Below are 12,201 nucleotides of genomic sequence, written 5' to 3' on the forward strand. Positions count from 1 at the left end.
CCTACCCCTCCGGAGCGAAGGCGGCGATGGTCCAGCCCGCCTCGTGCGTGTCTCCCGGCTTCAGCACGATCAGATCGGTGCCCGAGTTGAAGGCGTCGGGCGGGCAGGTCATCGGCTCGACGGCCAGTCCGTGGTGGGCGAGGCCCGTGCCGGTGCAGACCTGGACCCAGGGCATCTCCGCGGGGTTCCAGGAGACCTCCACCCCGCCGTCCGGTCCGCGAAGCCGTACCCGGCCGTCGGTGAGGCCCGTGAAGGCGTGGTCGACGGCGGTGTCCCCGGCCGCGCGGGGCACCCGGAAGTCGTACGGCGTCGCGGCCACGTCCTCCAGGGTGCGGGGGGCGAGCACCTCGTCGGTGAGGAGGACCTGCCCGGCGGGCAGGTCGAGTTCGTACTCCTGCACGCGGGGCCCGGCGAGTAGCCACGGATGCGGCCCGCAGCCGTAGGGCGCGGCCTCCTCACCCACGTTGTGGGCGGTCAGCGTCGTCGTGAGGCCCCTGTCGGAGACGGCGTACCGGACCTCGAGCGCGATCCGGAACGGATAGCCGGCGGTCGGCTCGATCGTGTGCGTCAGCCGGACGAAGCCGTGGTCGTCCTCGACGTCGAGAACCTCGGCACAGGTCCAGATCCGGTCGCTGACCAGGCCGTGCAGCGCGTGTCCCCGGTCGGGTTCGGTGATGGGCAGGTCGTGGCGGACGCCTTCGAACGTGTACGTGCCGCCGACGACCCGGTTGGGCCAGGGAGCGAGGACGGTGCCGCTGAAGTAGGGGATCGGCCCCTCCTCGGGCCAGCTCGTCACGAGGTCGCGGCCGTGGTGGCGCAGGGCGCGGAGGGCTCCGCCCCTTTCGCTGATCACCGCTTCGTAGCCGCCGCCGATGATGGTGAAGTCGGGCACGGGGAGTCCTCTCGCTGACGCCACGTCAACAACGACCTGGTCACGTAATCGTATGCCGGTAATCATCCCAGTTCGGAGGGGTTGATCCCGCATCAGGGGAGAGCGATGGAACGTCGTGCCCGGATCAGCGCAGTTCGCCGTTCTTGATGACGTCGCGATACCAGAGCGCGCTGTCCTTGGGGATTCTGCGCAGGGTCGGGTAGTCGACGTACACGATGCCGAAGCGCTGGCCGTACCCCTCCGCCCACTCGTAATTGTCGAGCAGCGACCAGACGTGGTAGCCCTCGACGCGGGCCCCCTCCTCGATCGCCCGGTGCATGGCCAGGAGATGGTCGCGCAGGAAGGTGATCCGGTCGTCGTCACGGACCCGGCCGTCGGGGCCGGGCCGGTCGAGGGCCGGCATCCCGTTCTCGGTGACGACCAGCGGCACGCCGGGGTGGTCGTCCCTCAGCCGCACGAGAAGGTCGTGGAGCCCTTCCGGATAGATCTCCAGCCACTCGGCCTGCGCCTTCGGGTGCAGGAACACGCGCTCGCCGGCGCCGTTCACGAAGACGGGCGTGTAGTACTGCACGCCGAGCAGGTCGACGGGCTCGCTGATGATCGCGAGGTCGCCGTCGAGGATGTGCTCCTTGATCGGGCCGCGCTCGGCCAGCCACCGCAGGGTGTCCTCCGGATAGCGGCCCTTGAAGATCGGGTCGAGATAGAGGCGGTTCTCCAGCCCGTCGCGGTGCCGGGCCGCCTCCCTGGCCTCGGGGGTGTCGTCCGCGGGATAGGTGGGATGCAGGTTCAGTGCGGGGCCGATCCGCGCGTCCGGGCGCAGGGCGTGCAGGGCCTGGGAGGCCAGGCCGTGGGCGAGCAGCAGGTGGTGGCAGGCGACGTAGGCGCGCGCGTCGTCCTTGATGCCCGGCGCGTGGACCCCGAAGCGGTAGCCGCTCTCGACGACGGTCTTGGGCTCGTTGATCGTCAGCCAGTCGCCGATCTCCAGGGCCTCGAAGACGATCGAGGCGTAGTCGGCGAACCGTGCGGCGGTGTCCCTGTTCTCCCAGCCGCCCAGGTACTGGAGGTCCTGGGGCAGGTCCCAGTGGAAGAGCGTGGCCATCGGGCGGATGCCGCGCTCGGCCAGGCCCGCGACCAGGCGGCGGTAGAAGTCGAGCCCCTTCTGGTTGGGGGCGCCCGACCCGGAGGGCTGGATCCGCGGCCAGGCGATCGAGAAGCGGTAACTGTGCAGCCCGAGGTCCGCCATGAGGTCGAGATCCTCGGCGTAGCGGTGGTAGTGGCCGGCCCCGGGATCACCGGACTCGCCGTTCTCGACGTTGCCGGGGACGGCGGCGAAGATGTCCCAGACGGACTCGCCTCGCCCGTCCTCCGTGGTCGCCCCCTCCACCTGATAGGCCGAGGTGGCGGCCCCCCACACGAAGCCGTCAGGGAACCGCAGGCCGTCCATGTCTCTCCTCGTCGAGGTCTCCCTCGGGGCCTCGGAACAGCCTTGTGGGAGCGCTCCCAGGAGTCTAAGAAACGGAATGGCCATTGTCAACGGCCGGGCCTGTCATTAATTGTGTTGTTAATATGCGGAAATGGCCGTTCAAGAATGTCGAAATAGTAAGGAAATAACGCATACATCTTGACGCGAGCCAGTCATAATCCCTAGCCTGATCGCGAATGAAGCGCTTTTCCCGTTGAGACTCGCGGGCTCACCTGCCGCGACCACCTCGGTGTTTCCGGCCGGACGGTGGGACGTCGCGCGACACGAGACGTGGCGGGGCCCGGCTCGCGAGAAACACACGAGATACGCACGAGATGACCACGGAAGCGACTCGCCGTTTGACAGGGGTTACCGAACGAATGGCTCAGGACGCCGCGACCTCCTCGGAATCGGACCGCATCACCGCTCGGCGACGAGAGCGCTTCCCCGCACCAGGCCGGGCGGCGCGGTGATCCGGGCGGGATTCCGGGCGGACGATCCCGAGTGGACGGGTCCCCTCGCCTGGGGGCAGCGGTCCATCTGGGAGGCCATGCGGCTCGTCGGCGCCCCCGGTGACCGCTACTTCAACTTCACGCGGACGGTGGCCGTGCCGCGCGCCGCGGGATCGCCCGGCCCCGAGACGGTCGCCCGCGCTCTGGCCATGGTCGTGGAACGGCACGACTCCCTGCGCACGCGGGTCAGGATCGGCCCGGACGGCGAGCCGTACCAGGTCGTGGGCGTCAGCGGCGGCATCGCGGCCGAGGTGGGGGCGGACCTGGTCGCGGACGCCGTGGCGGAGGACAGGTTCGACCCGGCGGAGGACTGGCCGGTCCGCGCGGGCCTGGTCATCCGTGACGGGGTCGTGGAGCAGGTGATCCTCGCGTTCTGCCACACGGCCGCGGACGGCTACGCGGGGGACATCGTCGCCCGCGACCTGCGGGTGGCCCTGCTCAGAAGGGCGCTGCCCGGCCCGTCCGAGCGACTTCGCGATCTCGTGAGCAGGCAGGAGGGCGCCGACGCCGCCCGCGGCGAGCGCTCGGTCGCGTTCTGGGAGCGCCGGATGGCGGAACTCGGCGGGCCGGTGTTCGAGCCGTCGAGGGAGGCGGTCGCCGCCACACCCCGATACCAGCGCCTCACGATGGTCTCGCCCGCTCTCGACCGTGCGAGCCGGGCGCTCTCCGTGCGTTACGGCGTGAGCACCTCGACCGTCCTGCTGGCCGCCGCCTGCGTGGAGGTCGCACGCATCGCCGGGCGGCCGGGCGCCGCCATGACGCCGCTGGTCAACAACCGGTTCGGGCGACAAGACAGGGACCTGGTGACCTCGCTCGGGCAACTCGGCCTGTTCGTCCTCCCGCCCGGAGACGGCCGCGATGAGGGCGCGGGCGTCAGCCGTGGGCGGGAAGGCTTCCACGAGCTGATGGGGTCGGCGAGGGCGGCGGCGTTGCGGGCCTACCGGCACGCCTACTACGACCCGGCGGAGCTGAACCGCCGGCTGGGCGGGGCCGACCCGCTCTGCTGCTTCAACGACCAAAGGCCCGTCGAGGCCGTCACCCCGGTGGGGGAGGTGCCGGACGAGGGCGAGATCCGCTCGGCCCTCGCACTCACGGAGATCGTCCCCCAGAGCGGGCTCGAGGAGCTCAACTGCAGGTTCTGCGTGCACGTGACGGGGGAGCCCGACCGGCTCCGCGTTCTGGTCACGGCCGACTCCCTGCACGTCGCCCCTCGCGACCTGGAGACCTTTCTCCGGGGGATGGAGGCCCTGGTCGTCGGGGGCGTCTGAGTCCGCCTGCCCGACCCGGCCCGCCCCGGCTCGGCTCGGCCAGGACGCGGGCGCTCAGACCGGGCATTGAGGCCGGGTGCTGAGGCCGGGTGCTGAGGCCGGGTGCTCAGGCGGAGGCGCGGATGACCAGGTGCGTGTCGAGGATGACGACGGGCTGCTGCAGGGACTCCCCGTTGATCCGCGCGAGCAGCAGTCGCACCATCTGCCGGCCCATGGCCTCCGTCGGCTGGTGCACGCTCGTGAGCGGCGGATCGGTGTGCAGGGCGACCTTCGAGTCCTCGAAACCGATGACCGCCACGTCACCCGGCACGGACCTGCCCCGTTCCCGCAACACGCGCAGCGCCCCGGCGGCCATCGGATCAGAGGCCGTGAAGACGGCGTCGAGACCCGGATGCCGCTCCAGCAACTCCCGCATCGCCGCCTCGCCGCTCTCTTCGGAGAAGTCGCCGTAGGAGACCAGTTCGGTCATGCCGGTGGCGAGCAGCGCGTCACGATATCCGGCGAGCCTGTCGACGCCCACGCCCATGTCCTGGGGGCCGGCGATGGTGGCGATGCGGGTCCGGCCCTTGGAGACCAGGTACTTGACCGCCTGGCGGGCGCCGGCCCGGTTGTCCATGTCGACGTAGCTGTACGGGTTCAGCGCCACCGGGCGGCCGCCGAGGACGGTGGGCACGCCCAGCTCCTCGAGCCGGCCCGGCAGCGGATCGGCCCCGTGAACCGACGTGAGCAGCACGCCGTCGACGTGCTGCCCGGTCAGATAGCCCTCCAGGCGGTCGTGCTCCTGGCGGTTCTGCGCCATCGTGAGGATCAGCTGCAGGCCGGTCTCCGACAGGGCCGAGCCGATCCCGCGGATCAGCCCGGCGAAGTACGGCTCGTCGAAGACGCGCTGCTCCGACTCCGACACCACCAGGGCGATGGTGTCGGTCCGGTTGGTGACCAGGGTGCGCGCCGCCCGGTTGGGCACGTAGCCCAGCTCCTCGATCGCGAGCAGCACCGCGCCCCGGGCCTTCTCGCTCACCTTCGACGAGCCGTTGATGACCCGCGAAACGGTGCCGCGGCCCACTCCGGCGCGAGCGGCGACCGCCTCAAGGGTCGGTCGCGCTCCCACGCGGCGATCCCCGTTCATCTCCGGCGCCCCCTCGTCTGCACGTACCGCTGATCGCGAACGCGTTCATTCTGCCGGACTCGGCAGGCCGCCGCGCCTGATGGTGTCGGCATACCACAACGCGCTGGACTTGGCCGTCCTGAGCTGTGTCTCGTAGTCCACGTACACGAGCCCGAAACGCTTGCCGTACCCCCACGCCCACTCGAAGTTGTCCATCAGCGACCACGCGAAGTATCCCTGGAGGGGCAGCCCGGCCTCGATCGCGGCATGGCAGACCCGCAGATGCGCCTCGATGTACGCCGCACGGTCGGGGTCGTGGACCGCGCCGTCGTCGACCACGTCGTCGAAGGCGGCCCCGTTCTCCGAGATCACCAGGGGGATGGGGGGGTACTCCTCGTGCACCCGCATGAGGATCTCGTACAGCCCGGCGTCGTCGATCTCCCAGCCCATTCCGGTCACGGGCCTGCCGCCGTTCACGAACCCGACGTGCTCGCTGCCCACCCAGGGAGAGCCGGAGTCGGTCGGCGCCGCGGCGGCCGACAACGCGCCTCCGGGCGCCCCGGACACGGTGAACCGGCTGTAGTAGTTGATCAGCAGCATGTCGAGTGGCGCGGAGATCGTGGCCATGTCGCCGTCTTGGATGAACCCTCCCTCGGTCAGGTGGGCGACATCGGCCAGCACGTCCTCCGGGTAGGCGCCCTTGAGCAGGGCGTCGAGGAAGAACCGGTTCTGCAGGCCGTCGATGCGGCGGGCCGCGTCCAGGTCGGCGTCGCTCCCGGTCGCGGGGGAGATCGCGTAGAGGTTCACGCACCCCCCGATCCGCGAGGCCGGGTCCTGGGCGCGCATCGCCTGGGTGGCCAGGCCGTGCGCGAGGTTCAGGTGATGCGCCGCCCGGATGGCCGCTCCCGGCTCCCGGCGTCCCGGGGCGTGCTCTCCCGAGGCGTACCCCAGGAAGGCCGCGCACCAGGGCTCGTTTACCGTGCTCCAGTTCCGCACCCGGTCGCTCAGCTCGGCGTGCACGGCGGCCGCGTAGTCGGCGAAGCGCTTCGACGTGTCACGCGCGGGCCAGCCGCCCGCGTCCTCGAGGGCCTGGGGGAGGTCCCAGTGGTACAGCGTCACCCAGGGGTCGATGCCGTGGCCGAGCAACTCGTCGACGAGGCGCTTGTAGAAGTCGAGCCCGCGGGCGTTGATCGCTCCCGCGCCGTCGGGCTGGACGCGGGGCCAGGAGACGGAGAAACGGTACGCCGTCAGGCCGAGGTCGGCCATGAGGGCGACGTCGTCCCGGTAGCGGTTGTAGTGGTCGATCGCGACGTCGGCGTTCTGGCCGCCCACGATCCGGCCCGGCTGACGGCAGAAGGTGTCCCAGACGGAGGTCCCGCGCCCGTCGGCGGTGACCGCCCCCTCGATCTGGTAGGCCGAGGTGGCGGCGCCCCAGACGAACCCGGTGGGGAACGTCAGGCCAGGTGTCTCGGTTTCTGGTCGTGTGCCTTGCGTGGTCACGCTTTGACTGCGCCTTCCATGAGTCCGCCGATGATCTGTCGGCCGAACACGACGAAAACGATGATGAGCGGCAGGACGGACAGGGCGGTCCCACTGAAGATGAGGACGTAGTCCGTGCCGTACTTCGCGTTGAGGGAGTTGATGGCGACCTGGACCGTCGGGTTGTCCGGAGTCAGCACGATCAGCGGCCACAGGAAGTCGTTCCAGGTCAGCATGAACGTGTTGATCCCCAGCACCGCCATGCCCGGCCGTACGGCGGGCAGGATGACGTTCCACCAGATCCGCAGGGTCGACGCGCCGTCGACGCGCGCCGCCTCGACCAGTTCGTTCGGCACGGCCTGCTCGGTGTACTGCGTCATCAGGAAGACGCCGAAACCGTTCAGCAGGTACGGCAGGATCACGGCCTTGAGCGTGCCGATCCATTCGAGGCTGACCATCATCCGGTAGAGGGGCACCATGCCCATCTGCTGCAGCGGGACCATCATCGTCACCAGCACGAGCAGCAGCAGGATCCGGCCGCCCTTGAATCGCAGCCGGGCGAAGGCGAAGCCGGCGAAGGTGGAGATCAGCACCACGGAGATCGTCACGGTCGACGCGATGATCACCGAGTTGGTCAGGCCGGCCAGGTAGTGCGCGTCCTCGTTGGTGAGCACCCGCTGGATGTTCTGCCCGAGGTTGCCGCCCGGCAGGAACGGCGGCGGGATGTCGGTGGCCTCGCGGTTGGACCGGGAGGCGATGACGACCATCCAGTAGATCGGAAAGGCCGAGACGATGATCGTGACGGCCAGCACGATCTTGGTGAGGGGAGTGGCCTTCCAGAGGTCGGGACGCCCGGTCGCCTTCGCGCGGCGGGCCCGGGCCTCCGCGGGCGCGAAGAGCGTGGTCACTTGTTGCCCCCGATCCGGCGGATGAGCAGGAAGTTGATGAGGGATCCGATGAGGATCATGATGAAGAGCAGCCAGGCCGCGCCGGCCGCGTAGCCGTAGTCGAACTCCCGGAAGCCCTGTTCCACGATGAACATGGACACGGTCTGGAACTGGCTGTTGCTGCCGCCGTGGACGTTCCCGCCGTAGAAGGTGGTGGGCTCCGCGAACAGCGTCAGGCCGCCGATCGTGGAGTTCAGCACCACGAAGATCATGGTCGGCCGGAGCATGGGGATGGTGATCTGCCAGAACTGGCGGCGCCGGGACGCGCCGTCGATGGCCGCGGCCTCGTAGAGGTCCTTCGGGACCGTCTGCATCGCGGCCAGGAAGATGATCGCGTTGTAGCCGGTCCACCGCCAGTCGATCATGGTGGAGATCGCCAGCCAGGACGGCAGCCGCTCGGCCTTCCAGTCGACGGGATCGACGCCCACCGATCCCAGGATCCAGTTGAAAAGTCCCCAGTCGCGTCCGTACAGCTGGGTGAACACCACGGCCACCGCGACGACCGAGGTGACCAGGGGGAGCAGGACGCCCAGCCGGACGAACAGCCGGCCCCTGATCCGCTTGTTCAGCGCGTTGGCCAGAAGCAGCGCCAGGAGGATCTGCGGGACGGTCGCGATGACGAACATCCCGAGCGTGTTGACGACGGCGTTCCAGAACGCCGAGTCGGCGAGCAGCGCGCTGTAGTTGCCCAGCCCGGTCCACTTCACCGTCCCCGCGAGGTCGTAGTCGTAGAGCGAGTACCACAGGGTGAAGCCGAGCGGGAAGATCCCGAAGAGGAGGAACAGCAGGTAGTACGGCGAGATGAGGAAGTACGGCGCGGCCTTCATGTCCAGCCAGGACAGGAAGGTCCGCCCCGACCCCGGTCGCCCGTGCCTCCTCGAAGGCGGGACCGGCGCCCGAGTGGACGGTCCCGAGTCGACGTGCAGGCTCATGGGTTACCTTTCAGCGGAAGCAGGCGACCGGCCCGCCCGGCGGTGTGCAGCCGCGGCGGGCCGGTGCTCAGATGACGGGCGGACGGATCAGCCCGCTGCCTTCACCGCGTCGTCGACCAGCTTCTGCCACGCCTGGTCGTACGGCACCGAGCCGTCGTCCAGCGCCGAGATGACCGACTCCACCGCGTTCTTCACCTGGGCGTGCTTGACGCCGAGGAAGACGGGCTGGAGCGTGGACGCCGACTTGGCGAAGATGTCGCCGACCGGGGCGTTGTTGAAGTACTCGTTCTTGGCGCCCTGAACGGCGGGGTCCTGCTGGGCCTGGGTGTTGCTCGGCATGTTCCCGCTGTAGGTGAACACGCTGACCTCGGCCTCCTTGCCGGTCAGGTAGTCGGCGACCGCCGCCGCCTCCTTCGGGTGCTTGGACTGCTTGGGCACCGCGAGCCAGGAGCCGCCCCAGTTGCCGCCGCCGCCCGGCACCGCCGCGACGTCCCACTTGCCGGAGAACTCCGGTCCCGCGCCGTCGTCACCGCTGACCGCGCCGAGCATCCACGAGGGGCAGCCGAGCGTCGCGAACTGCGACTTCTTCATGCCGGTGTTCCACTCGGGGGTGAAGTTGCGCAGCTTGGCCGTCAGGCCGTCCTGGCTGATCTTCACCGCGAAGTCGTAGGCGGACTTGACCGCGGGGTTCTTGTCGACGATGAGAGTGTTGCTCTTGTCGAAGTAGGAGACGCCCCCGTTCTTGGCGGCCTCCTGCACGAGCAGCACGTTGTACAGCGTGTTGGTGCCGTCGACGAACTTGGTGTCCTTCACCTTGTCCTGGAACTTCTGGCCGACCTTGATGAAGTCGTCCCACGTCGGCCACAGCGCGCTGACCGCGTCACGGTCGCCCGGCAGGCCCGCCTTCTCGAACAGGTCGCGGCGGTAGCACAGGCTCATGCCGCCGAGGTCGGTGCCGAGGCCGAACAGCTTGCCGTCGGCGGAGAGGCCGCCGTCCCACTTCCACGGGGCGAAGTCGCCCTGGCGGTTCGACAGGCCGTACTCGCCGAGGTCGGCCCACCACTCGGGGTGCGCCTTGGCCAGGCCCATGCCGCCCTCGTCGATGCCGACGACGTCACCGGCCCCCGAGCCGGCCTGCAGCCACTGGATCATCTGCGGCCAGTAGACCTGCTCGAACTGGTCGGTGAGGTGCTCCTCCTGGATCTTGATGTCGGTGTGGGAGGCGTTCCACTTGTCGATCGCCTCCTTGTATCCGAAGTTCTTGCCGCCGCCGAACGTCTGGACCTTGACGGTGACCGGCGCCGCGGCCGAGGACCCGCCTGACGTTGGCTCACTGCCACTGCCACAGGCCGCTGTGACGCCGAGGGCGAGGGCCGTGGCCGCTGCGGCCGCGAGCATCCTGCCGCGGCGCGATCTGTCAATCATTCCGGACCCCTCTCAGGTGGTATCCCGAATCTCGTGGGGAGGTCGCATCCCTCGGCCGGTCCCCGACATCGGCATTTTGGGAGCGCTCCCACGAAGAGTCCTCCATGAGCAACGCGAACGTCAATATGCTGAAACCCAACTGTTACTCCGGGCCGGGTTGGATCGGCCGAAAAGCCCATATGCGGGCACAATGCGGAATGGGAGCGCTCCCAGCCTTATACGGGCAGAAACCATGAGACAGGCCCTCCGGAGGCTTACAGAGTGCCGATCGTCCCTCGCGCGGGCCGGTGCGGGCGTGCCGAGGGCGTGTCGCGCCGTGGTGTGCGATGGAAACGAGGAGCGGCCACCGCCCGGACGGGCGGTGGCCGCTGGTGATGGATCAGGCGGACGGGTCGCGGGAGGGTCACGCGGCCGGTCACGCGAAAGGCTGGGCGCCCCCGCCCCGCGCGGGGGGCGCCCTGGCCAGGCGTACCGCGGACTGAGCTGAGGAGTCCGCGATGCGGCAGGTCTCGCCGCTGCACGCGTGCAGTGCGGCCAGTCGTGCCGACAGTGTGGCGACGAGCTGGGGATCGGCCGTCGCCGCGATGTTGTGCATCTCGTTCGGATCGGCGTACAGGTCGTAGAGCTGCCGTTCTCCGGTCTCGTACTCCACGTAGGCGTACTGCGCGGTGCGCAGCGCGTTGTAGGTGGGCGGGCACAGCGGCGAGTAGGCCGCGTGCACGAACTCGACCAGCGCCGCGTCGCGCCACGGGACCTTGCGCCCCTGCAGCAGCGGGACGAGCGAGCGGCCCTCGGCGAACGGCGGAGCCGAGGCTTTTCCCAGCTCGGTGAACGTGGGGGACAGGTCGACGGTCGAGGACAGCTGGTCGATCGTGCTGCCGGGGGCGATGCCGGGACCCCTGACGATCATGGGGATCCGGATGTCCTCCTCGAACGGCGTGGTCTTGCCGGGCTCCAGCCGGTGCTGGCCCAGATGGAAGCCGTTGTCGGAGGCGAAGAAGATGTAGGTGTTGTCGAGCTGCCCCGACTGCTGGAGCGACGTGACGAGCTTGCCGACCATGTCGTCCACGCCGAGCATCGCCCGTGCGCGGTTCTGATAGATCGTGTCGATCTGCCGCACGTCCCTGGCGGTTAGCGGCGGCCGCTGCTGCAGCCAGAGCGGCTCGGCCGACAGGTCCTGCTGATCGAACGAGAGCGTCCGGGGCGCGGGCTCACCCGCGAAGGCCAGGTCGTGACGGGGGGCGTGGTTGGCCGGCAAGTGGGGGGCGACGGGCGCGAGATAGAGGAAGAAGGGGTTCTCGCCGCTCTGTGAGACGAACCTGTCGGCCTTCGCGCTGATCACGTCTTCGAGGTAGTCCTCGGAGGTGTTGCCGTACTGGAAGATCGACCCGTTCTCGTTGAGCGCGTAGCCGTACTCCTGGTAGAGGCGGGTGACGGGCACCGCCCACTGGTCCCAGCCGGGCGGGACGTACGACCAGGAGGCACCCAGGGGGTACTGGTTGAGGTACTTGCCGAGCAGTCCGGTGCGATATCCCGCATCGTGCATCCAGGTCCCGACGGTGGACTCCTCCATCGGCCGGAACCTCGCGAAACCACCTGTCGGCAGCCGGTTGCTCACCACTCCGTGGCTGTGCACGTATTGCGAGCGGAGAATCGACGACCGGGACGGGCAGCACCACGGGTTGGTGACGAAGAAGTGCGAGAACGACGCCCCCTGCCGGACGAGCAGATTCCAGATGTTGGGAAATCTCTGCAGGTCGGTCGTGTTCAGGTCATCAGTCAGGATGAAGACGATGTTCGGCCGCTGAGATGGCGCTGGTTCGCCGTGAGCGGCGCTGGAGAACGCCGTACACAAGACGAGTGCGCCGGCGAGCCAGGGCCACCATCCTCTGGATCTCTTCGTAAGGGGCACGGCGTAGAACATTGCCAACGACCCACCAGGAAAAACGCACGTCCTGTAATCGAATGAGTACACAACGTTCGCATATACGGACAAACCGTATTATTCGGATGCCTGGCGATGTCACGAGTCGATGACGGCGGGCGGGCCATGCCCAGTCGGCATGGACGGCGAGGAATGAAGATCCTTTCAACCTCCGTTCACCGCATGTTCCTGCCGCTGTAGCATTGGCTGGCTATTCTGGACAGGTCGTGAATGGGTCATTACGGGGCGTGGATA

The 12,201-nt window shown here is 68.8% G+C and carries 9 protein-coding genes; 1 reads left to right on the plus strand and 8 read right to left on the minus strand.

The window, feature by feature from the left end:
* Position 1: 1 nt before the first annotated feature.
* Positions 2-892 carry an aldose 1-epimerase family protein gene (locus Psi02_RS13595; protein ID WP_239094864.1) on the minus strand — a complete coding sequence of 297 codons (891 nt, stop codon included), beginning with the start codon at positions 890-892 and terminating at the stop codon, positions 2-4.
* A gap of 124 nt (positions 893-1,016) precedes the next feature.
* Positions 1,017-2,336, minus strand: coding sequence for a GH1 family beta-glucosidase (locus Psi02_RS13600; protein ID WP_203974078.1), 1,320 nt, complete (start codon positions 2,334-2,336; stop codon positions 1,017-1,019).
* A gap of 487 nt (positions 2,337-2,823) precedes the next feature.
* Here Psi02_RS13600 and Psi02_RS13605 point away from each other — a divergent pair, with 487 nt between their 5' ends.
* Positions 2,824-4,134, plus strand: a complete 1,311-nt coding sequence (locus tag Psi02_RS13605; RefSeq protein WP_203974080.1) for a condensation domain-containing protein — start codon at positions 2,824-2,826, stop codon at positions 4,132-4,134.
* Positions 4,135-4,240: 106 nt separating this feature from the next.
* Here Psi02_RS13605 and Psi02_RS13610 read toward each other — a convergent pair whose 3' ends face one another.
* From Psi02_RS13610 to Psi02_RS13635, 6 genes are all read right to left on the minus strand, one after another.
* Entirely contained in the window at positions 4,241-5,260 is a 1,020-nt protein-coding gene (locus Psi02_RS13610; protein WP_203974082.1) for a LacI family DNA-binding transcriptional regulator, read from the minus strand.
* Positions 5,261-5,305: 45 nt separating this feature from the next.
* Positions 5,306-6,739, minus strand: a complete 1,434-nt coding sequence (locus tag Psi02_RS13615) for a GH1 family beta-glucosidase (RefSeq protein ID WP_203974084.1) — start codon at positions 6,737-6,739, stop codon at positions 5,306-5,308.
* Positions 6,736-7,626 carry a carbohydrate ABC transporter permease gene (locus Psi02_RS13620; RefSeq protein ID WP_239094865.1) on the minus strand — a complete coding sequence of 297 codons (891 nt, stop codon included), beginning with the start codon at positions 7,624-7,626 and terminating at the stop codon, positions 6,736-6,738. Before Psi02_RS13620 ends, Psi02_RS13615 begins: the two co-directional genes overlap by 4 nt.
* Entirely contained in the window at positions 7,623-8,597 is a 975-nt protein-coding gene (locus tag Psi02_RS13625; protein ID WP_203974086.1) for a carbohydrate ABC transporter permease, read from the minus strand. Before Psi02_RS13625 ends, Psi02_RS13620 begins: the two co-directional genes overlap by 4 nt.
* 87 nt (positions 8,598-8,684) lie before the next feature.
* The gene (locus Psi02_RS13630; RefSeq protein ID WP_203974088.1) at positions 8,685-10,022 is read right to left on the minus strand and encodes an ABC transporter substrate-binding protein; all 1,338 of its coding nucleotides are present in this window, start codon (positions 10,020-10,022) and stop codon (positions 8,685-8,687) included.
* A 415-nt stretch (positions 10,023-10,437) separates the two neighbouring features.
* Positions 10,438-11,934, minus strand: a complete 1,497-nt coding sequence (locus Psi02_RS13635; RefSeq protein WP_239094866.1) for a sulfatase family protein — start codon at positions 11,932-11,934, stop codon at positions 10,438-10,440.
* Positions 11,935-12,201: the final 267 nt, after the last annotated feature.

It is taken from the genome of Planotetraspora silvatica (assembly GCF_016863315.1).
Classification (GTDB): Bacteria; Actinomycetota; Actinomycetes; order Streptosporangiales; family Streptosporangiaceae; genus Planotetraspora; species Planotetraspora silvatica.